Source organism: Paraburkholderia sp. BR10936, from assembly GCF_040965735.1.
Classification (GTDB): domain Bacteria; phylum Pseudomonadota; class Gammaproteobacteria; order Burkholderiales; family Burkholderiaceae; genus Paraburkholderia; species Paraburkholderia nodosa_A.
This window is the reverse complement of record NZ_JBFRCM010000005.1, coordinates 211,770-238,292: the sequence shown is the minus strand read 5'-3', so window position 1 is coordinate 238,292 and position 26,523 is coordinate 211,770. Positions and strand designations below refer to the sequence as shown.

The following is a 26,523-nucleotide window of genomic DNA, read 5'->3' as shown; positions in this document are numbered from 1 at the left end:
AGCTCACCATCATTGCCCGCTTGTCTGACAAGGCGGCCACATGACAGGGATGGCGTTTTTCGGCGACCTGGCACGGTTGAACGCAGGGGATATCACCAGATAAAAGCGTTGTTTGTATGTCCGGACGGCGGGCGCGAAGCGATCCGGCTTCGGAGGAGCGGGTTCGACGACGCACGCACGGACGAGACGAAACGCGCGGAACGGCCGACAGCCGTTAGGGTTGCGATGAAGCAGGCGCTCGACGGCAGGTGTTCTCCAGGGGGGGCCACCCTGTCTTGTCGACATCCAGCAGGCCGCCGCCGCGGCGCACTGCCGGCGCTACGAGTTTCACCGTTGGAGCCACTTGCCCGCTGTCGTGGCACTTAGTGCGAAGCGGTTCCTCCAGGCAACTTGTCGCTGCCCGCACTGTCGGACCCACTTCCGCGCGCACGCTTTGGTTCAATCGCGACCACGCGCACCGGTATCGATTTCGCACCGGGGACCTTGCTTTCCTTTGCGTAGTGCCACAGCGGGAGCAGGGGATTGCATTCGGGATAGTAACCTGCGGCGCATCCGCGGGGGATATCGTAGGGCTTCGCCGCAAGGCCCGCAACCTCACGCACAACGCCATCGTCCGCGATGGTGCGCAGTGTTACGCGGTCGCCCTCTTCTATGTCGCGTGCCTCCATGTCATCGCGGTTCATCAGTACAACCATGCGCGAGCCCTTCACGCCACGGAAGCGGTCATCAAGGCTATAAAGCGTCGTGTTGAACTGGCCATCCGCGCGCAGGGACATCAGCCGCAGCGCGTCGGGCTCGCGCTCATTCATGTCGGGATCTTCTGAAAGCGCTTCGGGAACCATGAATTCTGCCTTGCCGCTTTTGGTTTTCCACGTGCGTTCGCGCGCGGGCAGCGGCCGTACAACCCCGCCAGGTGTCCACATGCTCGACTCGAAGCCGGCGAACATCGCGGGCCATGTCTTGCCCATTTCCGTACGCACCCGCGCGTAGTCCGCGCACCAGTCCTCCCAGTCGACGGTCGAACGCTCGCGCAACGTGGCGCGAGCAAGCCCCGCGATGATGAAGGGTTCGGACCGTACGGTCGGCGCGGCAGGTTCGGCCACGCCCCGCGAGCCATGGAAACGCGCCGTGCTGTCCTCCATCGAGACGAACTGTTCATGTCCACCGGTTCGATCGATTTCGATACGGCTCAGGCAAGGCAGCACATAGGTGGTCTTCGCGTGCACCAGATGGCTGCGGTTGAGTTTCGTCGCCACGTTCACAGCAAGTTGCAGGTTCGCCCATGCAGGTTGTGTGCGGTTCCTGTCAGGCACCGAACGCACAAGGTTGCCGCCGAAATTGACGACGGCCTTCACCGTGCCCTCCAGCATCGCTTCGAAGGCTTCGACCGTGTTGAACCCTTTATCGCGCGGCGGCTCGAAGTTGAACTGCTTCGCGAGCTCGTCCAGCGGGGCGAGTTCGGGCTTCTCCGTGATGCCGACCGTGCGTTGTCCCTGCACGTTGGAGTGTCCTCGCACTGGCGAGGGACCTGCGCCCGGCCTGCCGATGTTGCCACGCAGAAACAGGAGATTGCAGATCATGCGAACGTTCTGGACGCCCAGACGGTGCTGCGTGAGGCCCATGCCGTAATGAACGATGACCGCGTTGGCGACGCTATACTCGCGCGCGGCGGCTTCCAGCGCAACGCGCTGCAAGCCGCTTTCTCGCTCGATGGCGTCCCAGCCGGTCTCGCGGACGAAGTGCGCGAATTCGTCAAAACCCTTGGTGTGTGCTTCGATGAAGACGAGATCGAGTACCGGCGGCTGCCCCAGTGAAACTGCCTTGTCATGCGCTTCGATAACGGCCTTGCAGATTCCTGTTATCGCCGCCGTGTCGCCGCCCACACGCAACTGATGGTACTGGGTACTGATCTGCGTGTTCGCAGGCAGCAGCATGTCGTGGGGCGACTGCGGATTGGCAAAGGCGACGAGGCCCGGTTCGCGCAGCGGGTTGAAGGTGATGATCGGCACGCCGCGCCGACGCGCATCCTGCAACTGGTGGAGCATGCGGGGGCTATTCGTGCCTACGTTCTGCCCGAAGAAAAACATCAGGTCGGTCGTGTCGAAATCATCGAGGCCGATCGTTCCTACGCCCACGCCGATGGCCTCCTTCAGGCCGACACTCGTGCTTTCGTGGCACATGTTCGAACTGTCGGGCAGGTTGTTGGTCCCGTACATTCGCGCGAAAAGCTGGAGCATGTACGACGCCTCGAGGGACGCGCGGCCCGAGGTGTAGAAGACAACGCCCTTCGGATCAAGCCCGCGAAGTTCGGCGCCGATCGACTCAAATGCTTCTTCCCACGAAACCGGCACCAGATGATCGGTTGCCGCGTCGTAGCGCATCGGTTCGGTCAGGCGGCCCGCCTCTTCGAGGTCATGGTCGTGCCATTGCATGAGTTCGGTCACGCTGTGTGCAGCAAAGAATTCCCGGTCGGCCCGTTTCGGCGTCGTGTCCCACGCCGTGGCTTTTGCTCCGCTTTCGCAAAACTCGAAGGCGTGTGGCCTGGCTGGTTTGGCCCACGAGCAGCTCACGCACATGAAGCCTTCCGGCTTGTTTTGAAGGGGAAGCAGACTCATGTCCTTGAGCGCAACCTTCTCCTTCACGAGGATACGGGTGACGGCCTTCAGCGATCCCCAGCCACCGGAGGCGTAGGGATACTCCGAAGTCCGGCGGCTCTCCCGCGCCTGGGGCGTTTCCTTCGATCTCTGACCTTTTGCCATGGCATGCCTCGCGCGGGACGTGAACGCGCTTCCGGTGCGCAAGCCCCATTCCACGCGCTCGGCCGTCCGGGGCGAAATTTGCAGTGCCTTGTCAGCGGCTGTTGCGTTCGTCGGCGCTGGGCTTCACGATCAGGCTGATTTCGCCATTCCTTTCCAGCAGCGCAGCCTCGACCCTATCGAGCGAGGAACCGTGAAGTCCGACGCGGACGGCTTCGAGCACATCGGCCCGCGTGATGAGCGCCGCGGACATCTGCGCATCATCGAAGGTCCCGTCGCGGTACACCGTACGGGCCTCACCGCCAATGACGCGCTCGACGAAGCGTGAGCGCACACACAGCCACCCAAGCGCCCGGTGCATCAGCACGAGCACGAGGGACGCCGCGACGGTGGGGACGGCAGGCGACGCGCCGACAATGAACCGGCTCAGGGTTGCGCCGAGCAGGATGGCAACGACATAGTCGAAGGTCGAGCGCTGCCCGAAGGACCGCCTGCCCGAAATACGGATGAGGACGAGGGTAAGCAGGAACGCTGCTGCGGCGCGGGCAGCCATCTGCCACGCGTCGAGATCCTTGCCTTCCCCGAAAACCGCGTTCAGTGTGTTCATTTTTCGCACCTCCAGTCCTTGCTTCGAGCACCGGGGGGCGAGGCGACGCGAGCGCCTGGACCTCGCCGCCCCGTTCCCACGCATCAACCGTGCGTGGCGCGGGAACGATACCCGGCATGCAATGAACCAGCAGCGCGATCAGGACCGCAACAGCCAGCAAGCAGACGTCGAGGCAAAGTCATTGTGCCGTGCCTCGCACGACGTGAGCGTAAGCGGCGCGCGCAGCGATGGCGGCTCAGCCGCCGCCGATTCCTTGCATGACCTTTCCCGTGCCTCCGCAAACGGCACAGCGCTTGCCCTGCACCAGCCCGGTGCCGTGGCAGGCTCCGCACAGGTCCTCGCCTACGCCTGGCGCGCCCGGTTGGCCTTCGTCACCCGGATTCAATGGAATTTCATTCTGGCCAGATTCCGGCTTTGAACGTTGCATGGCTAGCCCCTTGAAAGTGAATGCCGTCTGGCGTTTTCAGGCCTGACGATCAGGCAGGATTGAGCGCAGTCGCCATGCCCAGCCCGCGAAGACCCTCCCGCAGCGCCGACCGCGACGGCGTACCGGCCGAGGCCGTGGGTACGGTGAATGCGCAGAAGGCGGGCACAAACAAACAGGTTCGCCTTTCCGTTGCCCATCCCTATTGGAGTCCAGCATGCCTTCCCGCGAAATATCGGCGTCCCGTCGCAATTGGATGCAAGCCGCCTCGGCAGGTGTCCTTGCCGCAGTAGCGCCCGCCGCGATGGCGCAGGAGCCGGGTACCGCGAGTGGTCCGACGCCGCAGGAAGATCCCCGCGCCGCTTATCCGCATCCGCCATTTCCTGCCCAGCAGCAACCCTGGCCCGGACTCGCGGGACGCATGACGCCGCGGCCCGACCACGGGGAAACGAGCTATCGCGGCACTGGGCGTCTAAGCGGCCGCAAGGCGCTCGTGACGGGCGGCGACTCGGGCATTGGCCGCGCAGCCGCCATCGCGTTCGCGCGGGAGGGCGCCGATGTCGCGATCGCCTACCTGCCGCAGGAGGAGCCGGATGCCCGCGAAGTTGTACAGTTGATTCAGTCTGCAGGCCGCAAGGCGGTTCCGCTGGCAGTCGACATCCGCAGCGAAGCGGCGTGTCAATCGCTGGTGGAACGCGCGGTGTCAGGGCTAGGCGGCCTCGAGGTCCTCGTGAACAATGCGGGACGACAGCAAAGTCACGACTCGATCCTCGACATCAGCACCGAGCAGTTCGACTGGACCCTCAAGACCAACCTGTATGCGATGTTCTGGATCACCAGGGCGGCCATTCCGCACATGCAGGCAGGCGCCGCAATTATCAACACGACTTCCGTTAACGCCTACGACCCGTCTGCTAACTTGCTCGACTACGCCATGACCAAGGCGGCAATAGCGAACTTCACCAAGGGGCTCGCGAAGCAAATGATCAAGCGGGGAATCCGGGTCAATGGTGTGGCGCCAGGACCTTTCTGGACCGCACTGCAAGTGAGTGGTGGCCAGACCATGGAGAACGTGCAGAAGTTCGGCGAGCAGGTGCCGATGGGCCGGCCGGGTCAGCCGGCAGAAATCGCGCCGATCTATGTCGAACTCGCATCGGCGCAGGCCTCGTACATTACCGGACAGATCTACGGCGCCTCGGGTGGAGCGGGCAACCCGTGAGTATCGCGACGAATGGTCGTCGTGTTGCCACTCTCTATGCTGAGATTGACGGTTCGCTCAGTGGCAGGACGGCTGTTCGTGAACGCGGCTCCCCAACGTAGCGGGCGTGCGGATTGCTGGGACTTCGACATTGCGTGGAGGAGGGCAATGAGTATGGAAACGGGAGCAGTGCGCCGGCGCCTCGGTAACTGGATGCCAGGCGAGGAGCAAAAAAGCGCGGCGTTCAGGCTGGAAATCGCGCGGCAGGCCCGAGCGCGCGCGGCGCGTGCAGCGCTGTCCAGCGTCGTGCAGGATCTCGGAAAACTCATTGACGGCGATCCGGTGCTACGGATGAACCTCGCGCGAGCGATAAGCGAGGCGCTTGAGCAGGGTAAGCAGCTGGGGTATTCGGATATCCACGAGCTGCTCGCCATCATTGACTATCTGACGACATACAGCCCGCCATTCGACAGCGATGCACCGATGGCCACGCCACTCAATACCGTTCTTGAATGGCCAATGTGCATGCCGTCCGGCTATGCGGTTTTCCGGGATCCGGCGTTCAATGCGCAGTTGCGTCGCGTCCTCAATACGTGGTGCGCGTTTCTCAGCGGCCCACGGTCACGCGTATGGCTCAACGATGCGCCGAAGGGCTGGTTCAGCCCTCCCGCGTTGGAGAAGCTCGGGATGGACGACTTCGTCCATGATCGTACGCGAGCGCATTGGGGCTTCGATTCGTGGAACGGTTTCTTTACGCGCCATCTGCGTCCCGGCGCCCGGCCGGTGGCGAGCCCGGACGATCCTGCCGTGATCGTGAACGCGTGCGAAGCGTCGCCCTTCGACGTGCGCGAGGGCGTGCAGCTGATCGACCGCTTCTGGATCAAGTCGCAGCCCTATTCGCTCAAGGAGATACTGACGTCGAGCGACGAGGCGCTTGCCCGACGCTTTGTCGGTGGCACGGTGTACCAGGGCTATCTGAGCGCGTACAACTACCATCGGTGGCACGCTCCTGTCGACGGCAGGGTCCGCGAAGCCTACAACGTCGACGGCACCTACTATTCGGATGCCGAAGCGGAGGGCGAAGACCCGAGTGGACTTAACGACTCCCAGGGCTACACCACTGCCGTTGCCGCTCGCGCAGTGATCGTCATCGAAAGCGACAACCCTGTCATTGGGGAAGTTGCGTGCGTCTTCGTGGGCATGGCCGAGGTTTCGTCATGCCAGATATGCGTACGCCCAGGCGATGAGCTTGGAAAGGGCGACGAGCTCGGGTGGTTTCAGTACGGGGGAAGCACCTACTGCCTGATTTTCCAGCCGGGCGTCGTCGAGCGCTTCGCGCCGCGACCACCGTGGCATGACGACGTGCCGCCACTCCGCGTCAATTCGGCGTTGGCTTTCGCGCGCAGCGGCGCTTGAACCGGAACGCAGTGGCAACCGTGATCTACACGGGGCCACTTGCGCCGAGACCAGCCGTGGTCTGATCCGGTCGTATGCAGGCTAAGTGATTCGGGACCGCGAATTGCGCCGGTCCACGCATGAACCCGCAGATCAAGAGGCGTCCAAGCGGTGCGCTCGAGGACCCGCGCGCCGGTTCCCCAAACTTGCTCCAGCCTGGCCAGACCTGCGAATGCGTTCGTCATGCCGCGCGTTTCCGTCTGCTGATCGACGCGGCGGACTATTTCGCGGCGCTACGTGTAGCGATAGTCCGGGCGCGCCGCAGCGTGATCATTGTCGGCTGGGACATTGACAGCCGCATGACGCTTGTGCCCGCGGGCGCGGGCGATGGATTCCCCGAGCCGCTCGGCGATTTTCTTGCCGCCGTGGTGGCCAGCCGTCCTCTGTTGCACGTTCGGATTCTGGCGTGGGATTTTGCCATGCTGTATGCGCTCGAGCGCGAATGGTTGCCCGCATACAAGCTGGGCTGGCGCAGCGGCAAGCGCATGGACGTGCGGCTGGACAGCCATCACCCACCGGGTGCCTCGCATCACCAGAAGATGGTGGTCGTGGACGACCGGCTGGCCTTCGTGGGAGGCATTGATCTTGCCCGTTCACGTTGGGATTCGTCCGCGCACGCGCCATATGAGCCGCGCCGGAGCAACGGTCCGCGCCAGTACTATGGACCGACCCATGACATACAGGCCATGTTCGACGGCGAGGCCGCCCGCACTGTAGCGGCAATAGCGAACGAGCGGTGGCATATGGCGCAGAGGGTCTCGCGGCGGGCCCCGCGCGCGCAGGAAGTGTCCCCGTGGCCTGCGACTGAGCCGGTCCGCTCGCCGGCGTCCCCATCTGCAAGCGTCGATCCCTGGCCCCCGGGCTACGCGCCCGATATCGAGGACGTGAAGCTGGGGATTGCGCTTACGTGCGCTCCCCATGATCACCGCGAAGGGGTCCAGCAGATCGGCGCCCTCTATCGCGCCGCGATTGACGCTGCGCGCCGAACCCTCTACATCGAGAATCAGTACTTTACGGCGAGTGCCGTGGGCGACGCACTCGCGCAGCGGCTTTCGCAGCCCGATCCGCCCGCGGTCGCCGCCGTCATGCCGCGCGAACAGACCGGCTGGCTGCAAGCCGCGACCATGGGCACGCTGCGCGCGCGACTCTATCGTAGACTGCGTGAAATGGACCGGTATGCGCGGCTACGACTGTACTCGCCTTGGAGCGGCGACTCAGGTGACATATCCATAAACGTCCACAGCAAGCTCATGATCGTCGACGATACGCTGCTGATCGTTGGGAGTGCGAACCTAAACAATCGATCGATGGTGCTCGATACAGAATGCAACGTCGTGCTGGAAGCCGCCGGCGACCAACGTGTGCGCGCCGCGATCGCGGCGATACGCAATGCGCTGCTTGCGGAGCATCTGGGCGTGGATCGCGCGCAGGTCGACGCCGCTTTCGTGCGATTCGAGGGCGACATCCACCGGGTGATCGGTGCTTTTGCAGGCGGCACGCGCGGTCTGCACGTGCTCGAGCCGAAGGTGAGTGCGATGCTCGACCGATGGGTTCCCGAAAGCGCCGTAGTCGATCCGGAGCAACCTGCCGTGCCGGACGAAGTCGTGCGCGAGTTCGTGCCCGGCCGCGGGGGACGCTCGATTACCGGACGGCTCATGCTGCTCGGCCTGGGCGCGCTCTTTGCCGTTTTGATGACGCTGGCATGGCACTACACAGGGCTCGCTCGCTATGCGAACCTCGGCAGTATCGGCAACGCGGCCCGGGCGCTCGCGGCCGCGCGCTTCGGGCCCATGCTCGTGGTGGGCGCTTATGCGCTTGCGGCAGTCGCTTCGGTGCCTGTCACGGTTCTGATCGTCTGCGCGGGGGTGTTATTCGGCGCGTTCGCGGGTAGTCTCTATGCGTTGGCTGGATCGCTGCTCGCCGCACTGATCACCTATTCGATCGGCCGATGGGCTGGCCGCGACGCGGTGCGGCGGCACGCCGGTTCGCGCCTGAACCTGCTTTCGGCGCGGCTTGGCAAACAAGGCGTGGCCGCGGTGGTCGTGCTGCGCATTCTCCCGTTGGCCCCTTTCGTGCTCGTCAATCTGGCGGCGGGCGCTTCGCACATCGGACTGCGCGACTATCTGCTGGGCACGCTCATTGGCATGGGGCCTGGCATCATCCTCGGTGCCACCTTCGCGCAACAGCTTGCCGCCGCTGTGCACCATCCGGGAGTCGGATCGGTGGCATTGCTTGCGGCAATCGGTGCCGTGCTGGTGGCACTGTCCGCAGCGCTGCAGCGCTTTTTCGGAGCGCGTGCATCGCAAGGAAACGCTGCGGCGAAAGGCGGCCCGAAGTGACAGCCGGTCTCGTGAAGGAGGTGCAAGGCGGGCGGGGCGGCGAGCTGACGCTTGTCACCTGGAACATTCACGGCGCAGTGGGAACGGACGGCGCACGCGCACCGGAGCGCATTGCGCGCGTGCTCATGGAAATCGATGCCGACATCGTTGCGCTGCAGGAAGTGCCACTGGGGGGCGCGGCCGCGGCGAGCGCCGATGTTTTGGCGGGACTCGCCCGCGCCACGAACCGCCGGGCCGTAGCGGGCCCGACGCTTGATACGCCTCAGCGCCGATTTGGCAACGCGGTGCTCACACGGTGGCCTGTGACCGAGGCGCGCACGCTCGACCTCTCCTTTGGCGGGCGCGAGCCACGCGGCGCACTCGACGTCGACCTCCTGTGCAACGGCGAGGCGCTGCGCGTGGTCGCGACGCATCTCGGTTTGCGGCCGCGTGAGCGGCGCGCACAGATTGCCCAGCTGCTGACAGCATTCGACCGGCCGGGGCTTCCCGTCATACTTGCGGGCGACATCAACGAGTGGTTGCTATGGGGCCGCGCATTGCGCATGCTGGCCGGGCATTTCCGGGCAGCGCCGGCACCAGCCACTTTTCCCTCGCGCTGGCCCATGCTCGCGCTCGATCGCGTGTGGATGCATCCAGCGTCGCGCCTGGCGAGCGTGCAGGCCTGGAGCCACGGCGAGGCACCGGTGGCCTCGGATCATCTGCCGGTCGTCGCACACATCTCGGCCGGGGCGCGATAGGTGAGCTATCTCAGCCAAATGCGTGGGAAAGCGACATAACAGGCGCCGAGGCATCCCTCCAAACTGGCAGATTATTTGTGTGAAGGATATCGCCACTGGCCGTATGCCCGCCGCGGATGGACTCGTTCACGGAAATACGGCTTGTTCCAATGTCGGGCTCGGGACGAATTCACCCAAGGCTCAGAAATTGCTCTCTACGTCCACTCTGGGGTGTGCTGTTCAGGATTCCATCGGGAGGGCCAATGCTGAAAGTCATTGTTGACGCCGTTTTCGACGCCGCGGTTTGCGGGAAGCGCCGGGAGTCGCGCAGCGAGTCGCGATAATGGAGCAGCGCATGTCCCAGTCTCCATCCACCGACCCAGCGATGGCCTGGGAAATGGCGCTGATCGCTCGCGTCTCCGAGTACGGGATCTTCCGTCTGACGGATGCGGGAATCGTCGCCACCTGGAACCCAGGCGCGGCGCGCATCAGCGGTTACGATGCCGCGGAGATAATCGGCAAGCACTTCTCCGTTTTCCACGCCGCCGAGGACAGGCAAGCCGGCGTGCCGGAGGCGATGCTGCAGTCTGCCCGTGAGCACGGGCACTGCGAGGCCGAGGCGTGGCGCTTGCGCAAGGACGGCTCACGTTTTTGGGCGAACGTCCTGGTTATACCGCTTTCGGCACCGGACGGAAATTTGAGCGGGTTCGCAAACATCGTCCGGGATGTCACGGACAAGCGGCTTGCTCACGAAGCAGTGCTCGAAAGCGAGCGCAATTTCAGGCTGCTCGTCCAGGGTGTTACCGACTACGCGCTCTTCATGCTCTCGCCAGAGGGCATTGTCACGAACTGGAACGTCGGCGCTGCCAGAATCAAGGGCTACGAGGCGGACGAAATCGTCGGGACTCACCTGCGGTGGTTCTATACGCCCGAAGACGCTGCGAAGGGGCTACCCGAACGCGGTCTGGAGATCGCTGCGCGTGAGGGCCGCTTCGAAGCGGAAGGATGGCGCGTCAGGAAAGACGGAAGTCGTTTCTGGGCCAACGCCATCATTGATGCGATTCGGGATGAGCACGGCGAACTCGTTGGCTTCGCCAAGATCACGCGCGACGTGACCGAGCGCAAGGTTGCCCAGGAACAGCTGGAGAAGGCGCGGGCCGCATTGCTGCAGTCGCAGAAAATGGAAGCCATCGGCAAGCTGACCGGCGGAGTCGCGCACGACTTCAACAACGTCCTTCAGGTGCTGCGTGGCAATCTCGAGCTGCTGGAGCGCCGCCACCGCGATTCCTGGTCCCGCGAGCGCCTCGAAAAGGCAATCGAGGCGACCGAGCAAGGCGCAACCCTCGCTTCACAACTGCTCGCCTTCGGTCGGCGGCAAGCATTGCAGCCCGCAGTGGTCAACCTTGCGGTCATGCTCAGGAATATGAACGACATGCTGCGCCGGGCGCTCGGCGAAATGATTCAGGTGGAAACGGTGGTCTCGGGTGGTCTCTGGAACACGCTCGTCGACCCCAATCACCTGGAGAATGTCGTGCTGAATCTCGCCATCAACAGCCGCGACGCGATGCCCCGGGGCGGTCAGCTGACGCTTGAGTTGTCGAACACAACGCTCGACAGCCACTATCACGCGCTTCCTGACGATGTCGCCGAGGGGCAGTATGTGCTGCTTGCGATTACGGACACAGGCACGGGCATGCCGCCGGAAGTGATGGAGCATGCGTTCGAACCGTATTTCAGCACCAAGGCCGAAGGGGAAGGGACGGGACTGGGATTGAGCATGGCCTACGGCTTCGTCAAGCAGAGTAGAGGCCACATGCGGATCTACAGCGAAGTCGAACACGGGACCACGGTCAAGATCTACCTGCCGCGATCGACGGAAGAGGTTGTCGAGCCGGAGCCTTTACCGATGCCACGAGTTCCGGGCGGCTCAGAAACCATTCTCGTGGTCGAAGACGACAAGCGTGTTCAGTCCACCGTGATCGAGATGCTCACCGAACTTGGTTACGTCGTGCTGAAGGCGGATGACGCACAAGGCGCGATGGTGATCATCCGGAGCGGCGCCAGGATTGATCTGCTGTTTTCCGACGTGGTGATGCCGGGGCCGATGCGCAGCACCGAAATGGCAAAAATGGCGGTGCGTGTCTTGCCGGGCCTGAAGGTACTCTTTACTTCGGGCTACACACAGAACGCCATCGTCCATGGAGGACGGCTTGACCCGGGGGTGCATCTGCTCAGCAAGCCGTACAGCCGTGAACAGCTGGCAAGGAAAATACGGCGCATGCTGGCACATCGGCCCGGTCCGGTTCGTCCCGCTGCGCGAAGTGCACCCAACGCGGGCGCGCCGCAAGTTTCCATACTTGTAGTCGACGATGACGCTGCTTCCCGCGAAGCAGTGAGCGAACTACTGTCGCAGATGGGCTACGCAGTCCGGGAGGCCGGCAATCTGGAGTGCGCCCTGCGCGAGGTGAGTGAAAGTGTGCAGATCCTTGTCACTGATATCGCGCTGCCCGACGGGTCGGGCATCGAACTCGCCCGGATTGCACTTCAGCGGGTGCCGACACTGAAAGTCATCTTTGCTTCGGGCACCGAGGCGCCGCCCGCCCGCGATGTGGGCTTTGAGTTCGCCTCCGTGCGCAAACCGTTTTCGGCAGAGCAGTTGCGCGATCTCATTGAGTCGGCACGTGCGGGAGCATGACCGGCACGCGGTCAGCGGTCGTCTGTGATGCGCTCGACATGGCAGTCGCCGATCCTGTCGATCGCGTTTAGCAGCTCATTGAGCGCCAGTGGTTTGTGGATGATCTCGTCGACCTTGCCGGTGAAAGCCGGCGCGTCCTGCGGCCACACCAGTGCGATGATAGGTGGTCTTTCGATGCAGGTATCAAAGCCCTCTATCAGCAACGTGGAGGCGCCGCGAGAAAACAGCGAGACATCGACGACGATCAGTTGCGATGGTTCGAGCCAGACTTCGTGCCAGGTATCGAAGGCACGCGCCTTCGAGCGCCCGTAACCCCGCCCGTAACCCTTCACGTCGAGCAAAACGGCTAACGAATCCCGGACCCACTTGTCGTGTCCAACAATCACAATCGGTCCGGATACCGGCGCTGGTTTCGGTACGCCATGGGCGGCTGACCTGCGCAGCTGGCACTCGCTGCGCAGCCACTCCAGTCGAGACAGATAATAGCGATCCTGCGCCCTCGCAAGCCCAGCGGGGGACGTCGCTGGATCGTGCTCAAGGCGTTCCAGGTCCTGCGTCGCTCTTTTCAGCTCGGCCACCGCAGTACCGAATGCGAGCGCGTCGTCGGGCTTCAGCATGGAGATTTCACGTGAGATACATAAGGAAGGACATAGGGGCGCCACGCCTTCAGACGATCAGTCGTGAGAAATTGGCAATTATTCCGGAAGCTTTTCCGGACCTTGCGAATTCGAAGCCAAGCCTTCAGGCCCGGAGCACAAATATTAATTCTGAATTCGATGGGAAACGAATTAAAAGAAAATATGGGGCTCCGGCCACAATAGAGCATGCATCGCGATGCGAACCGTGGAGATAGTGAGGTTGGGTATGGTTAACAGGATGGCTCATCGCGAATAGTCAGACCATCATTCGGAGAATGGCATGCAGCCGCCCGGCGCTCCCGTCGCTGCATAGCGTTCTCATGAAGCCGTGCAAGCGCGTTCGTGGTCTCGCTGGGCGATCGCGCGCCGGGCCTCGAAGAGGCCACAGCGCGGACATTCATAGCCGTAGGGAGGCATCACTGCCAAACCTCCGCTGTTGGCTCTCAGAGCAGTGGGTCCTCCGATCCACTGCGCGCGACAGGCGATCCGCTCGCGCTCCAGTACGGGCGTCGGTTGTAGTAGTCATGCAATTGCGTACCCCACGAAACGTCGGCCATCGAAGGCCAGTGATCCTTGTCGAAGCCGGGGTCGTCCTTGATGCGCTGGGCCGTCTGGTCGACGCGGAAACATTTTTCGGCAGTGTCCAGCGTCAGCGCGCTCCACGGGATCGCGTGAAGGGTGGTTCCCATACCGAGAAATCCGCCTTCGGACAGCACGGCGTAAGCAACGCGGGCGCTTCGCACATCAAGCATGATGTCGGAGATCTTGCCCACGTGCTCGCCGTCGGACGAATAAACCTTGTTGCCGTCGAGCGTGGCGGCGGCCATGACTTCAGGGCCCGGCCCATCGCCGATACCGCCTCCGGTGATCTTGGCGCCAGCGTTGGGCGAGAGTGGATCAGAGGTAGTCATTTCGTGCTCCAGGGTGGTTAGAGGCGATCACTGAACAGCATCCCGCATGCCGCGGACGCAAACACTCCGTTTGACACCCAGTTCCTCGCGGTGCGCGCCCAGGCACAGAGGGTGCGCTCTGGTGGGCATACTTCAAAGGAGCGGGCAATGCTTTACTACGCGATCGTTTTCTTCGTGATAGCCATCATCGCAGCTGTCTTCGGGTTTGGTGGGATTGCCGCAGGCGCGGCGAGTATCGCCAAAATTCTGTTCGTCATTTTCGTGATCCTCTTTTTGGCGAGCTTGCTGTTCGGACTTACCAGGCGTTAAAGAATCAGCGCCTTGAGTCTTGGTACGAAACGGGGTACGGCAAAGACGATGGCGCGGCGCTTATGGCCGATATGCTCGTGCAGAGCGGCGTGATCCTGATCGCCTGGGAGCACAAAGTATTACCGTCGCTCGTGGCGTGGCATGTTGCCGCTCACGCGAGCGGCAACGAATGGTGCGCTCGCCTGATCAAAAGCCCAGAATTCCGCGCGCTGCGTCGACGGATAGAGGCCTGCGCATGCGCTCGCTCATGAGCGCCATCTCGCGATCGTAGCCGCAGGCGAGTGCGGCCCGAAGGCGGCCCGACTCAGCGTAGAGGACTCCAAAGCGATCGTCCCCGGCGCGGCCGGCAATCACCAGATCGTCCCAATGTCCGGCATGCCCCAGATAGTCGACGCGCTTGTCGTAGTGCTGGGTCCAGAAGAACGGCACGCCGTCGTAGCTTGCCGTCTGGCCCAGCATGTTGAGCGCCGCGATGCGTCCTTGTTGCTGTGCAACGCGCCAATGTTCGATGCGTGTGCGCTGCGGCGTTTCCAACGCGCTGCTGAGCGTGAATCGCGCGATATCTCCCGCCGCGTAGGTTTCGCCGCAGACCCGCATCGTCGCATCCACATCGAGTCCGCCGTCCTCGCCGATCTCGGCGCCGCTGACAAAGTGCGTAGCCGGTCGCACGCCAATGCCGACGATCACGGCCTTCGCGCGCAGCGCGCTGCCGTCGTCGAGTTCGACCGCTTCGACCTCGCGCGCGCCGCTGAAGCGCAGCGCCTTCGCGCGCCGAAACATCACGCCGTGGGATTCGTGCCAGTCGCGGAACATCCCGCCGATACGCTCGCCAAGCACGCGTTGCAGCGGCACACCTGCGGGGGACACGATGGTGACTTCGACGCCGCGTCTGCGCAATGCCGAGGCCGTTTCCAGGCCGATGAAGCTGTCACCCAGCACCACGGCGCGCTCGGTTGGCGCGAGCGCGTGGAGTATGGCTGTGGCGTCTGCCAGGTTGCGCAGCGTGAACAGGTTGCCAAGTTCGGCGCCCGGTATATCGGGTCGTTTTGCCACCGAGCCGCTCGCGATGAGCACGGCGTCGAAGGTATGCATGTCGCCATCGGCTAGTGTGACGTGTCTCGTCTGGACGTCGCAGTGTTTGACCGCTCTGTGCTCGACGCGCAAGCGCTTGTCGTGGGCCACGCTTTCGGGCAGGATCGGCGGGACCTCGTCGGGCGTCATCTCGCCGGCGGGCACGAATTTGCTGAGACAGGTACGGTCGTAGGGCACTTGCGGCTCGGCGGCGAATATCGTCACCTCGCCCGCGAATTCGCTTTCCAGCAGCGTGGCGACGGCCGCTGCGCCCGCCGCACCGCCGCCGATCACCGCGAAACGACGGGCGGACCTGGCGTGCGCGGAGGGCGTGCGAGGCGCGGCGGCACGCTGTGGCGTGAGTTCGACGAGGACGGCGTCGCCTTCGATACGCACGGGGTACGACGTCAGCCCCTCCAGTGCAGGCGGTTCGAGACACGCGCCGCTTTCGATCGAGAACACGCCCTTGTGCCATGGGCATACGATGCGGCCTGCGCACAGCGCGCCCTGTTCGAGTGGCGCGCCCGCATGCGGGCAGTCCGCGCTGAATGCGCGGATGCGATCGCCCGCGTTGACGAGCAGCACGGCGACCCCTTCCAGCTCGATGCGCCGCATGGCCGTCGGGGGCACTGCTGCCACATCCATTGCCTTGATCCATCCAGCCATAGCGTGCTCCGGTCTCTTCTGTGGGACCCCAAGCGCAATCGATGTGCCGGGAGACGCGTGCGCCAATGCCGCGCCCGGGCGCGAGCGGGGCCGGCGCAACGCTGCGAAAAGGTTCGACTGAGGCATCGGCGAAGGAGTGGACGAGAACGGTACGTACGCGTCGACATGTGCGACCCCGGGTGTCGAAGGCCGCGCAGGCGCCGGTATGGGGGCGGACGGCGCAGGCATCCGGCGTGCGCATGCAGTCTGGCCTTTGCTGCGTACGCCACGATGGAACTTCGGGTGGCATGACGCAATGTCACGCCAATACCATGGAGTTCGAATGATCGGGGTCATTATTCCTGCGCACAACGAAGCGGGCCTGATCGCCGCGTGTCTTGCCTCGGTGCGGTGCGCCGCGACGCATCCTGCGCTGCGAGGCGAAGCGGTTCGGCCGCTCGTGGTGCTCGACGCCTGCACGGACGCATCGGCTGAGATCGTCTCGGACTTCGGGTTCGAGGCCCTATGCATAGAAGCGCGCAACGTTGGCGTCGCCCGCGCTGCCGGTGCTGAGGCCTTGCTCGCCTGCGGCGCGCGCTGGCTGGCCTTCACCGACGCGGACAGTCACGTGGCGCCCGACTGGCTTGCCGCGCAGCTCGCGCTTGCCGCGGACGCCGTGTGCGGGCCCGTGAGCGTGGACGACTGGAGCGCGCTGGCGCCTTGCGCCCGCGCGACCTGGGAACGGCGCTACCGCGACGCGGACGGGCATCGCCACATTCATGGCGCAAACCTGGGCGTCGCGGCGCACGCGTATTTGCGCGCTGGCGGTTTTCCGCCGCTTGCCTGCAGCGAAGACGTCGCGCTGGTCGATCTGCTGATCGCGACAGGCGCCACGCTCGCATGGAGCGCGGCGCCGCGCGTGGTGACCAGCGGGCGGCGCGACGCGCGTACGCGCGGCGGCTTCGGCGACACGCTCGCCGCGTGGGCGGACGGCGTGGACGATAGCGAGCAGTCGGTTGCGCCTTGAGTCTCAGCGTGTCTTCACGCGCGTTCGCGGCGCGCGACACTGAGCCGATCGCGGCTCCAGACATCGAGCAGGAAATCCGTGTCTTCGATCTGAACGACCGCATGCAGCGCGGCGTCTGCCGCCGCCTGCGCGAAGATGCCGTGCACCTGGGCGCTTTGCAGCATCCACGTCTCGCCGCCGTGACGCCAGTGGCAGCATGCCAGCGTGCCATCGCCAGCGAGCGAGGAGGCGGCTAGCGTGGCGAGCGAAGTGCAGTCGCTTGCGTTCAGGTAGTACGCGAATTCGCTCATCACGATCAAGTCGAACTGTCCGGCGGGCCAGTCGCGCGGCATGGCAAGCGCGTGCACGTCCACGTTCGCGAACGCGGCAAGGCGCTCTTGTGCCGCGGCGACGGCGCGAGGCGAGAAGTCCGCGCAAACCAGATGCTCGCAACGCCGCGCCAGGTCGGCGGACAAGGCTCCGATTGCGCAAGCCGGCTCGAAGGCCATGCGATAACGCTCGCGCGGCAGCGACGCGAGCAGCAGCGCGCGCTTGCGCGCCTCGTACCAGCTGTCGCGGTAGTGCCATGGATCGGGGTTCGCGGCGAACTTGCTGTCGAAATAGCTGGCGAGCGATGTGGGGGGACGGTCCATCGTTATCCTTGCGATCGCGGGTTCTAGCGCTGCCGCCAGTCTTCGCCGGACTCGAGGACCGCGCCGGCGAGCGCGGCACAGCGGCGGCGCCCAGGTGTGCACGCAAACATCGTTCCGCAACCCGCGCGCCCACGTCGGCGCGCCATGGCAACGGGCCGGGCCGGAACGCCAATTGCGCAGGAGAGGCGTTCGACAAGCCGTATCGACAAGGGATCCATCATGAAACAGAAGCCGGCGGAAGTACGCACGCCGCGGGTGCGAAAAGGACAGATGATGCAAGGTCTGTCGCGCGAGGCGTTTCGGGCGCGTTTTATGGCCCGCTATCACGATCCCGCGTTTCGTGCCGAAGACGCCGCGCTCGCGCGCCTCGAAACGATTGCCTGGGATGCCTATAGCGAAGGACGCAAGGCGCCGCTGACCGCGAAGGCGGGAGAGGGTTACGCCGACCCCGACTATGACCTCTCCACCGAATGGCGCCTCACGCACCAGCGCCTTGAAGCCGCGCAGCGGCGCCAGCGGGAGAGCGGCACGCGCTCCCGCGTGATCGTGGTGAATGCGTCGTCGCGCAATGACTATACGTGCCCGGGAGAGATGTCGAAGAGTTTTCGGCTCGCGCAGATCTGCGAGCATGAACTGACGCAGGCCGGCATCGAAGCCGACATGCTCGACCTCTCGCGCCTCGCTGCCGAACCCGACCTTCACATTTATCCGTGCAAGGGCTGTGTTTCCACGGCAATGCCGCTATGCCACTGGCCGTGCAGCTGCTATCCGAACCATTCGCTCGGTCAGGTCAACGACTGGATGGCGGAGATTTACGAGCGCTTCGCGGCCTGCCACGGCGCGATTTTCGTGACGCCGGTGTACTGGTATCAGGTGAGTAGCCCGCTCAAGCTAATGATGGACCGACTCGTATGCGCGGACGGCGGCAATCCCGATCCCTCCTCGACTCACGGCAAGCATCCGGACGAAGCGAAAGCGCTTGAACTGGCGGGCTGGCATTATCCCAGGCATCTTGCGGGACGAGCGTACGGCGCGATCGTGCATGGCGATGTGGCAGGCATCGAGGACACGCGCCGCGCGCTTGCCGACTGGCTCGACTGGATGGGATGGGTCGACGCGGGCGCGTCGGCGCGCATCGATCGCATGGTGGGCTACTACGAACCCTACGCGAGCTCACATGACGCACTCGACGCCGACGTGCGCTTCCAGCAGGAGGTGGCCAACGTGGCGCGCGCGGTGGGAAAAGCGGTGGTCGCGCTCCGCGCGGGCAAGCTGCATCGCGCCGACGAAGGTATCGAGCCGCCGCGTGCGAAATGAATCAGATCAGCATTGCACAGCCATATGCAGTTGTAGAAGCTACGTGCAAGCGCTGCAAGCGATACGATCCGGGGCACCACCGCGCCATATCACGTGCATGCCATTGGGCGTCTGGAGCCCAAAAGGAGAAACGATGTCGATTGCTCTGCCTCACGACATGAGCGACGGCGCGCCACGGCTGATTGTGGTTTCGCCACATCTGGACGACGCGGTGCTCGGCTGCGCAGGTCTCATCGCAAGGTGCCCTGGTTCGATCGTTTGCACGGTGTTCGCGGGTGAACCCGCCACGCCGATGCATACGCAATGGGATGAAGCCAGCGGCTTTGCCGATGCGCACGAAGCCGTGCGCGCGCGCAAGCGGGAGGACGAGCGCGCGCTTGCGCTGTGTGGCGCGACGCCGTTGTGGCTGGATTTTCTGGATGGACAGTACGGCGCGACGCCCGACGTCGCGGACGTTGCGCACGCGTTGGCCGAGCAGTTCGCGCGTTTCGGCGCCTGGCTGCCCGTGTGCCCGTTCGGCCTGTGGCATTCCGATCATCAACTCGTGGGCGCCGCGTGCCGTTCGCTGCTGCAAACGGAGCGCATTAAACGATATATCGCCTATGAGGACGCGATTTACCGCGCTATGCCCGGTGTGCTCGATGCAGGCTTCCAGCGCCTCGAAGCAGAGCGCTTGCGGGTGAGCCCGATGCGCGCGCAGGCGTTCGGCCGGTATCCGGCTCGGCGGCTCGCGGCGATCAAGCGGCGCGCAGTGGGGGCGTATCCGAGCCAGATGCGTGCATTTGGGCCGTTTCCGCCGGATGTGGAGCGGCCCGAGCGTTACTGGCAGGTGGAGCGGCCTGCATACGTAGGCACAGCGCCTCCACTACCAATCTGAAGGCGACGTGTCCGCGTGCTCGACGGCCCCCCGCGGCGCGCGATCGCCACGGTTTTTTTCTGCCTCCCGCACGGCCGCGCGCATGCGCAGCACGCGCGCAGCAACGGGCCGTCGGCGGCGCAGGGCCCAGCCTATGCCCCGCCAAAGCTCACGAAGATCCTCGCCTGGCCGTCCCGCACGGCACGCGCCGCCGAGTGCCCGCCACGTCGCCGTCAGCGCTTCGCCACAGGGCAGACGCAGCCACGCAACGAGCGCGGCATTGCGCGCCAGCATTCGGCGGCGCAGCGCGCTGTCACGCGCGAGCGAAGGCCGATGGTGCACTTCGAGTTCGCTCGCATAAGCAATATCGTGGCCGCCTTGCAAGACATCGAGCGAAAGCAATGCTTCCTCGCCGCCGATGAAAAGACGCGGTTCATAACCGCCCAGCGCGTTGAAGAGCGCGGCGCGGAACACGCATGCACCTGCCATGAAGCCGACCAGATTCGGCAGAGGATGAGTCGCATGCGCCAATGGGCTCGCGGCCATCAATGCGCAGGCTGGATCGAGTGTGTCTTCCTCGCCCACGTGCACGGACGCCGTGAGCACGCCAATGCGCGCATGGCGGTCCAGCAATTCGACAGCGCGCGTAAGCGACCCCGGCTGCCAGTCGGTGTCGTCGTCACTGAACGCCACATAGTCTGTCGTCACGCGGGCGGCGCCCGCATTGCGCGCGGCTGCGCCGAGGTTGGCTTCGCAGCGCAGCACGCGCAAACCCGGATACGTCTGCGCGAGCAGGTTTGGCGTGCCGTCGGTCGAGCCGTTATCCACCACGATGACTTCGGGCCGCTCCGGCAGACGCAACAGCGAGGCGACCGTGCGCATGACTTCGGCGCGCCGGTTGTGCGTGAGCACGACCACGCTGATGCGCCGGTTCAGGAAGAAGAGACCTTGCATACCTGCGTCTCCACACGGTTCGTCTTCGCCGCTGCCGCGGCGGTGCTCGCGAGCAAGCCTCGTGGATCAGCGCTTGCGATCTCGCGCTGGAAATACGCGATGGTCGCGCTCAAGCCGGCATCGAACGATGTGTGCGGCGACCAGCCGAGCAGCGCGCGCGCGCGTTCGATGGAAGGGCAACGGCGGCACGGATCGTCCACGGGCAGCGGCGCAAAGGCGATCTCCGAGCTCGACTGCGCGGCGGCGATCACGCGGCGGGCCGTGTCGAGCATCGAGATTTCCTGCGGGTTGCCGATATTCACGGGGCCGTCCGGGGGCGTTGCGCGACTCATCAGCAGTACGAGGGCGTCGATCAGATCGTCCACGTAGCAGAAACAGCGCGTTTGCGATCCGTCGCCATAGACGGTCAGCGGCTCGCCGCCCAGCGCCTGCATGACGAAGTTCGAGATGACGCGGCCGTCGCGGGGATGCATGCGCGGTCCGTACGTATTGAAGATCCGCGCAATGCGAATGTCGAGGCCATGCTGGCGCATGTAGTCCATGCACAGCGTTTCGGCGCAGCGCTTGCCTTCGTCGTAGCACGAGCGCGGGCCAATGGGATTCACGTGGCCCCAGTAGTCCTCGGTTTGCGGATGGCGGCGCGCGTCGCCGTAGACTTCGCTGGTGGAGGCCTGCAGCAGTTTCGCCCGCACGCGCTTGGCGAGCCCGAGCATGTTGATCGCGCCGTGCACGCTCGTCTTGGTCGTTTGCACCGGATCGTGCTGGTAGTGCACCGGCGAGGCGGGGCAGGCGAGGTTGTAGATCTCGTCCACTTCCACGTAGAGCGGAAAGGTGACGTCGTGGCGCATCAGTTCAAAGTTGGCGTTGTCGAGCAGATGCGCCACGTTGCGCTTGGAGCCGGTATAGAAGTTATCGACGCACAGCACGTCGTGGCCCAGCGCCACTAGCCGCTCGCACAAATGCGAGCCGAGAAAGCCTGCGCCGCCGGTGACGAGAATGCGTTTGCGGATGAGTTCTTTCACGTTTGCCGTCCTTTGAAAAGCGCTGCAAGCCACGCGTTTACGCGGTCACTTCTCGCAACGCGAGATCCCAGTCGTGCGCGAAGCGATCGATGGAAAAGCGTTCGAGCGCGCCGCGCCGCGCGCCTTCGCCGAGGCGCCGTGCGAGTGCAGGTTCCCGGATGAGCGTGCGCATGCAGTCGACCAGGCGATCGATGCGCGTATCGACGAAGCCGTTCTCGCCGTCGCGTATCACGCTTGCGAGTTCCGTCGTGGCGAGCCCGACAATGGGCAGTCCGACCATCATCGCCTCGACAATGGCCAGACCGAGGCTCGTCCAGCGGATCGGATTGAAGAAGAAGCGGTAGCGCGACACGAACTGCGCGAGCTCGACATTCGAAATCTCGCCGATGCCGCCGAGGCTTTGCGCCTCCATGCCCACGAGATCGAGCGGCACCTTGTGACGAACCTGCGCGAACACGTCCGCGCCGAGCCGCCGCCCCCGTTCGCGCAGATGATTGACGACGACGATGCCGCGCGGCGTCGTGCCCGTGTAGCGCGCGCCTTCAGGCACGAGCACGCCATGCTCGATCACGCGCGTGGGCGTCGCGCCGCTGTCCCACATGAGCGCGTTGAACGGCGTGACGTGCACGAGCAACGCGCCGCCGTCGTCTACCCAGTGCCGCTGCGCAAACGGCGCCTCCTGCGGCGGGTCGTGCTCGATATACACGCGCGGCAAGCGGCGCTGCGCGTCGCTCAGCAGCTCGAACCGGTCATGCTCCCAATGGCTGCGCTGCTGGTACACGACTACGTCGAACTCATTCGAGGCGACGTCCTCGGCCACGACCTCATGGACGTTCGCGCCCCAGGGAAGCACACCCGCGCGGCCCGCGTAGCCCGACGGGCGCCCCGGTTTGGTCACGACATGGAAGTCGTGCGGCGCCTGCGTAAGGTAATAAAGATAGTTGCCGTGTACGTGCCAGGTGAGCACACGCAAGGGCCGCGTGTTTCGCATCAGCATGGCGGGGTCCTCCTCATCGGCATGGGGGCAACGCTTCCCCGGGCTGCGAAGCCGGGCATGCGGTGGGTATCGAGCAAGTGCGCTTGCGCAACGGCCGCGACCTGCTCGGCGCTCACGTTGAGCGCGCAAGGGTGGCCATACGGGCAGGCGTGGAACGAGCAGGGGCGGCAAGCGGGCCAGTCGGCGAGCACGCGGTGCCGGGCGCGGTCGAGCGGCGCCCAGCGCCGCGTGTCGCTGCCTGAGGCGACGACCACGCTCGGCGTGCGCATGGCGGCCGCCACATGCGAAATGCCCGTGTCGTTGCAGAGCACGAGCCGGGCATGGCGCACGAGCGCCGCCAGCGCACCGAGCGTGGTTTCGCCCGCGAGATGATGAGCCGTCTGCGTCATGCCGCCCAGTACGCTCGCGGTCAACTCGCGTTCGCCCGCGGTGCCGGTCACGGCGATCTGCCAGCCGTCGAAGGCGAGCGCGTCGGCAACGGCGGCAAAGCGCTGGGCCGGCCAGCGCCGCGAGGGCAGCTGCGCACCCGGATGCACGAGCACGAGCCGCCCGGGGTGGAGTCCAAAGCGCTCGACGAGGTCGTCGCACGCAGCGTAGTCCGCGTCGTAGAGCGGAAACCAGAGGGTGTCGTCGCGCAGCGCATGGCCTCGCGCGCCCAGCGCGTGCATCAGCGCGAGGTAGCGCTGCGGCTCGGGCAGCGCGTCGGGCCACGGCAGGTAACAGCCGGGCGGCGGCGCTTCGCCGGGCTGGCTAAAGCCTCCGAGCGCGCGCGCGCCGAACTCGTCGACCAGCACGTTTGCCACACCTCCGCTGCCATGGAGCTGGATCGCGAGATCGAAGCGGCGCATGCGCATCGCGTCGAGAAACGCAGGCAGGCCGCGCTCGTCCTCGGCCTGTTCGGGAAAGCCGCGCGCGCCGGGAAAGACAATGTGCTCGTCGACCAGCGTGGGGTAGCGCGCCACGAAATCGGCTGACCACGGCAGACCGACGAGGGCGATGTGCGCGCGGGGGCAGGCTGCACGCAACGCGCGCAACGCGGGCACGCTGCAGAGCATGTCGCCGAGCTGCAGCGCGCGGAAGATCACGATGCGGCGGGGGGCGAGGGCGTCGAGCAGAGTCGGCATGGGCACATCCGTTAGAGGAACCACACGCGGTAACTGGCGGCTCCCTGGAGCCGCCAGAAAATCGAAAGAAACGGAATCCACAGCGACGTCCAGATCATTTCGGCTACATGGAGCGCGTCGCGACGCGTACCGCGCAAGCGGCGTACGCAGAACGCAGCGGTGCAGGCGATCCATGCGGCGAACGCAGCCAGGGCGACCCTCGGCTGACCCCGGGCGAGAGAAGCTAGCAGCACGAGTACGCTGATCAGCACCGCGTAGTAAAGGAGCGGCGGCCCCGCCCCGATGCGCTCGCGATACAGCGCCGGATGCTTGCGGAACAACAGCGCCTCGAAGCGGCTCTTGCGCTGCTGCGCGAGACTCACACCCCAGCGCGCGGGACGCACAGGGTGCACGACCACGGCATCGTCGGCGCGTACTACACTCGCGCCCGCCTGCAGCAATGCGAACTGCAGGTCCGAATCCTCGCGCCACGCCGCTGTGAAGCGCTCGTCGAAGCCGCCGATCTGCGAGAGCGTCGCGCGCTGCACGAACGCATTGGCCGTAGCGAATTCGGCGTGCGCAAGGCCGCTTGCGTCGCGCTCATAATCGCTCGGTGCCACGCCCAGCGGTACGACGATGCGGCCCGCGGCGGCTTGCGCGTGCGCGAGCGCGGCGAGCCCCGCGCGCAGCCAGCCGGGGTCGGCAATCGTGTCGTCGTCGGTGAACGCGATGAGCGGCGCGCGCGCCGCGCGCCAGCCCGCATTGCGCGCCGCGGCCGGCCCTTGGGTGGCGCGCACTGGCACGTAACGGATCGCCAGACCGCGGGGGGCTTGCATCGCCGCCATGCGTTCCACCGTCGCGCGCGTCTCGTCGTCCGGTCCGTCGTCGCACACGACGATTTCATAGTCGTCAGGCGAGAGATCCTGCGCGCACAGTGCGGTGAGGCACTGTCCGAGCAGCGTCGCGCGCTGGTACGTCGGCACGACCACGGCAATGCGCAGGTGTTCGAGCAATGCGCCCGCATAGCCATCGAACTGGGGTTCCTCCGCGCCGATGGGCCGCGGCTCGCGCAACTCGACGTCGGCGGGTCTCATGCGCGTGCCTCGCTCTTGCGCACGAGGAAGGGGCCGATCACGAGCGCATCGAGCGGCGAGGTCCAGAACGATTCGAGCGCGTCGCGCGGCGAGTTGACCATCGGCTCGCCGCGGGTATTGAACGACGTGTTGACGAGCACCGGCACGCCGGTGCGCCGTTCGAACGCCGCGATCAGGTCGTAGTAGAGCGGATGCTGGTCGCGGTTTACGGTCTGAATGCGCGCGGTGCCGTCCACGTGGCGCACGGCGGGAATGCGTTCGGCCTTCCCGGGCTGCACGTCGAAGATGAACAGCATGAACGGCGCGCGCCTCGCGCCCACGAACCATTGCGCGGCGCGCTCTTCCAGCACGACCGGCGCGACCGGCCGAAAGTCCTCGCGGTCCTTGATCTCGTTGAGCTTCGCCTGCATGCCGGGATCGACGGGCGAAGCGAGTATCGAACGGGCGCCGAGCGCACGCGGGCCGAACTCCGTGCGGCCCTGATACCAGCCGATCACATCGCCGTCGGCGAGCAGTTGCGCGGCTTCCTCGGCGATGTTGTCGAGCCGCCGGTAGGGCGTTTTCGACCAGCGCAGGAACTGCTCGATGGTCTCGTCGTCGAACGCCGGCCCGAGGTAGGCGTGGTCCATCTGCCAGCGGCGTTCCGCGCGTTCGCCTGCGGCTTGCGCCGCCTCGCTGCGCAAGCGGTAGTCGGTCCAGAGCGCCGCGCCGAGCGCGGTGCCTGCGTCGCCCGCGGCGGGCTGCACCCAGATGTCGTCGAACGGGCCGTTATCTCGCACATACGAGTTCATCACGCAGTTCAGCGCTACGCCGCCCGCCATGCACAGCTTCGGCAGTCCCGTGCGCGTATGGAGCCAGCGCGCCATCTCCAGCACCGTTTCTTCCAGCACGAGTTGCAGCGAGGCGGCGATATCGAAATGCCGCTGCTCCAGCGGGCCGCCGCGTTCGCGCGGCACGCCGAAGCGGTCCACGAGGTGCGGGTCGGCGACGGTGTAATGGCCATTGCCGTTGTACTGCACGATTTCGCGGAACTGATCGGCATAGGCCGGTTCGCCAAACGAGGCGAGGGCCATGACCTTGTACTCGTCGGAAGAATGCAGGAAGCCGAGCCAGCCTGTCACGGCTTCGTAGAGGAGTCCGAGCGAATGCGGCAACTCCACCTGGGTGATGCGCTTGTACTTGCCGTCGCGAAATTCGCCGAGGCTCGTGGTGACGCCTTCGCCGCGACCGTCCATGGTCAGAACGGCGCATGCGTCGAAGGGGCTTGCGAGAAACGCGCTCGCTTCGTGAGCGAGGTGGTGCTCGACGTTATGCCAGACGAAGCCGTTTTCGCGGTCCACGCCCGCAAAGCGCTTGCGCAGATGATGCGGCGCGCCGTCCAGCAACTGCGCCTTCGCGTTCACGATATAGCTGAGAAAGAGCGGATCCCATGGCGACGCGTTGGCTTCCATGCGCGCGCGCGAGGGGTCGAGCGGCAACGCGATGGTCGCGCCGGGCCGGGTCGGCATATCCGGAAAGAGAGCCGGGTCGTAGGAGTAGGCAACGTGATCGACGTCGGCTAGCGTGATGCCGGCTTCCCTGAGGCAGGCGTCGATGGCGTCGAAGGGCAGTTGCCATGTCGAGAACGGCACGGGACGCTTGGCGTGCTTGACGTGCGTGAAGCGCTCGTCTTCGGCGGCGGCGATCACCACGCCGTCATGGACCAGCGCCGCGGCGCTGTCGTGATAAACGGCATTGATTCCGAGTGTGTACATGAA

Annotated in this window: 22 protein-coding genes; 9 read left to right on the top strand and 13 right to left on the bottom strand. The window is 65.1% G+C overall.

The window, feature by feature from the left end; all coding sequences use genetic code 11:
• Nucleotides 1-362: 362 nt before the first annotated feature.
• The 3 genes from AB4Y36_RS13375 to AB4Y36_RS13365 form a co-directional block, all read right to left on the bottom strand.
• The gene (locus tag AB4Y36_RS13375) at nucleotides 363-2,759 is read right to left on the bottom strand and encodes an FdhF/YdeP family oxidoreductase (RefSeq protein WP_368683198.1); all 2,397 of its coding nucleotides are present in this window, start codon (nucleotides 2,757-2,759) and stop codon (nucleotides 363-365) included.
• Between the two features lie 91 nt (nucleotides 2,760-2,850).
• Complete coding sequence (locus tag AB4Y36_RS13370) at nucleotides 2,851-3,363, bottom strand: DUF421 domain-containing protein (RefSeq protein WP_368618337.1); 513 nt, start codon at nucleotides 3,361-3,363, stop codon at nucleotides 2,851-2,853.
• 235 nt (nucleotides 3,364-3,598) lie between these two features.
• On the bottom strand, nucleotides 3,599-3,790 hold the full coding sequence (locus tag AB4Y36_RS13365; protein WP_342949736.1) for a hypothetical protein: 192 nt from the start codon (nucleotides 3,788-3,790) through the stop codon (nucleotides 3,599-3,601).
• A 214-nt stretch (nucleotides 3,791-4,004) separates the two neighbouring features.
• On the opposite strand from AB4Y36_RS13365, the gene AB4Y36_RS13360 reads away from it, so the two are divergent.
• From AB4Y36_RS13360 to AB4Y36_RS13340, 5 genes are all read left to right on the top strand, one after another.
• Nucleotides 4,005-5,006 carry an SDR family oxidoreductase gene (locus AB4Y36_RS13360; protein WP_368602777.1) on the top strand — a complete coding sequence of 334 codons (1,002 nt, stop codon included), beginning with the start codon at nucleotides 4,005-4,007 and terminating at the stop codon, nucleotides 5,004-5,006.
• Nucleotides 5,007-5,153: 147 nt separating this feature from the next.
• Complete coding sequence (locus AB4Y36_RS13355; protein ID WP_342949738.1) at nucleotides 5,154-6,401, top strand: phosphatidylserine decarboxylase family protein; 1,248 nt, start codon at nucleotides 5,154-5,156, stop codon at nucleotides 6,399-6,401.
• Between the two features lie 338 nt (nucleotides 6,402-6,739).
• Nucleotides 6,740-8,779, top strand: coding sequence for a VTT domain-containing protein (locus tag AB4Y36_RS13350; protein ID WP_368683197.1), 2,040 nt, complete (start codon nucleotides 6,740-6,742; stop codon nucleotides 8,777-8,779).
• Nucleotides 8,776-9,516 (top strand): endonuclease/exonuclease/phosphatase family protein, encoded by a 741-nt coding sequence (locus AB4Y36_RS13345; RefSeq protein WP_368683196.1) that lies wholly within the window; start codon nucleotides 8,776-8,778, stop codon nucleotides 9,514-9,516. Before AB4Y36_RS13350 ends, AB4Y36_RS13345 begins: the two co-directional genes overlap by 4 nt.
• 334 nt (nucleotides 9,517-9,850) lie before the next feature.
• The gene (locus AB4Y36_RS13340; RefSeq protein ID WP_368683195.1) at nucleotides 9,851-12,190 is read left to right on the top strand and encodes a PAS domain S-box protein; all 2,340 of its coding nucleotides are present in this window, start codon (nucleotides 9,851-9,853) and stop codon (nucleotides 12,188-12,190) included.
• A gap of 11 nt (nucleotides 12,191-12,201) precedes the next feature.
• Here the strand turns inward: AB4Y36_RS13340 and AB4Y36_RS13335 are convergent, their stop codons facing one another.
• Together AB4Y36_RS13335 and AB4Y36_RS13330 are read right to left on the bottom strand one after the other, a co-directional pair.
• A complete protein-coding gene (locus tag AB4Y36_RS13335; protein WP_368683194.1) occupies nucleotides 12,202-12,807 on the bottom strand; it encodes a response regulator receiver protein in 606 nt (201 codons plus the stop codon).
• A gap of 464 nt (nucleotides 12,808-13,271) precedes the next feature.
• The gene (locus tag AB4Y36_RS13330; RefSeq protein WP_069263065.1) at nucleotides 13,272-13,739 is read right to left on the bottom strand and encodes a PRC-barrel domain-containing protein; all 468 of its coding nucleotides are present in this window, start codon (nucleotides 13,737-13,739) and stop codon (nucleotides 13,272-13,274) included.
• Between the two features lie 147 nt (nucleotides 13,740-13,886).
• Between AB4Y36_RS13330 and AB4Y36_RS13325 the strand changes: the two genes are divergently transcribed.
• Entirely contained in the window at nucleotides 13,887-14,048 is a 162-nt protein-coding gene (locus AB4Y36_RS13325) for a DUF1328 domain-containing protein (protein ID WP_069263066.1), read from the top strand.
• Between the two features lie 186 nt (nucleotides 14,049-14,234).
• Here AB4Y36_RS13325 and AB4Y36_RS13320 read toward each other — a convergent pair whose 3' ends face one another.
• A complete protein-coding gene (locus AB4Y36_RS13320; protein WP_368683193.1) occupies nucleotides 14,235-15,764 on the bottom strand; it encodes an FAD-dependent oxidoreductase in 1,530 nt (509 codons plus the stop codon).
• Nucleotides 15,765-16,107: 343 nt separating this feature from the next.
• Here AB4Y36_RS13320 and AB4Y36_RS13315 point away from each other — a divergent pair, with 343 nt between their 5' ends.
• Nucleotides 16,108-16,791 (top strand): glycosyltransferase, encoded by a 684-nt coding sequence (locus tag AB4Y36_RS13315; protein ID WP_342949744.1) that lies wholly within the window; start codon nucleotides 16,108-16,110, stop codon nucleotides 16,789-16,791.
• 14 nt (nucleotides 16,792-16,805) lie between these two features.
• Here the strand turns inward: AB4Y36_RS13315 and AB4Y36_RS13310 are convergent, their stop codons facing one another.
• On the bottom strand, nucleotides 16,806-17,423 hold the full coding sequence (locus AB4Y36_RS13310) for an SAM-dependent methyltransferase (protein WP_368683192.1): 618 nt from the start codon (nucleotides 17,421-17,423) through the stop codon (nucleotides 16,806-16,808).
• A 282-nt stretch (nucleotides 17,424-17,705) separates the two neighbouring features.
• Between AB4Y36_RS13310 and AB4Y36_RS13305 the strand changes: the two genes are divergently transcribed.
• Both AB4Y36_RS13305 and AB4Y36_RS13300 read left to right on the top strand, forming a co-directional pair.
• On the top strand, nucleotides 17,706-18,740 hold the full coding sequence (locus AB4Y36_RS13305) for a flavodoxin family protein (protein ID WP_368683346.1): 1,035 nt from the start codon (nucleotides 17,706-17,708) through the stop codon (nucleotides 18,738-18,740).
• 133 nt (nucleotides 18,741-18,873) lie between these two features.
• Complete coding sequence (locus tag AB4Y36_RS13300; protein WP_368683191.1) at nucleotides 18,874-19,617, top strand: PIG-L deacetylase family protein; 744 nt, start codon at nucleotides 18,874-18,876, stop codon at nucleotides 19,615-19,617.
• Here the strand turns inward: AB4Y36_RS13300 and AB4Y36_RS13295 are convergent.
• From AB4Y36_RS13295 to AB4Y36_RS13270, 6 genes are read right to left on the bottom strand one after another with little or no spacing between them, the layout of a single operon-like run.
• Nucleotides 19,606-20,550, bottom strand: coding sequence for a glycosyltransferase family 2 protein (locus AB4Y36_RS13295; protein ID WP_368683190.1), 945 nt, complete (start codon nucleotides 20,548-20,550; stop codon nucleotides 19,606-19,608). The genes AB4Y36_RS13300 and AB4Y36_RS13295 overlap by 12 nt on opposite strands.
• Complete coding sequence (locus AB4Y36_RS13290) at nucleotides 20,529-21,572, bottom strand: UDP-glucuronic acid decarboxylase family protein (RefSeq protein ID WP_368602766.1); 1,044 nt, start codon at nucleotides 21,570-21,572, stop codon at nucleotides 20,529-20,531. Before AB4Y36_RS13290 ends, AB4Y36_RS13295 begins: the two co-directional genes overlap by 22 nt.
• A gap of 37 nt (nucleotides 21,573-21,609) precedes the next feature.
• Nucleotides 21,610-22,566 carry a glycosyltransferase family 4 protein gene (locus AB4Y36_RS13285; RefSeq protein WP_368618365.1) on the bottom strand — a complete coding sequence of 319 codons (957 nt, stop codon included), beginning with the start codon at nucleotides 22,564-22,566 and terminating at the stop codon, nucleotides 21,610-21,612.
• Nucleotides 22,563-23,699, bottom strand: a complete 1,137-nt coding sequence (locus AB4Y36_RS13280) for a glycosyltransferase family 9 protein (RefSeq protein WP_368683189.1) — start codon at nucleotides 23,697-23,699, stop codon at nucleotides 22,563-22,565. The genes AB4Y36_RS13285 and AB4Y36_RS13280 overlap by 4 nt, the downstream gene beginning before the upstream one ends.
• A gap of 5 nt (nucleotides 23,700-23,704) precedes the next feature.
• Nucleotides 23,705-24,766 carry a glycosyltransferase family 2 protein gene (locus tag AB4Y36_RS13275; RefSeq protein WP_368683188.1) on the bottom strand — a complete coding sequence of 354 codons (1,062 nt, stop codon included), beginning with the start codon at nucleotides 24,764-24,766 and terminating at the stop codon, nucleotides 23,705-23,707.
• Nucleotides 24,763-26,520, bottom strand: coding sequence for a carbamoyltransferase (locus tag AB4Y36_RS13270; RefSeq protein WP_368683187.1), 1,758 nt, complete (start codon nucleotides 26,518-26,520; stop codon nucleotides 24,763-24,765). Before AB4Y36_RS13270 ends, AB4Y36_RS13275 begins: the two co-directional genes overlap by 4 nt.
• Nucleotides 26,521-26,523: the final 3 nt, after the last annotated feature.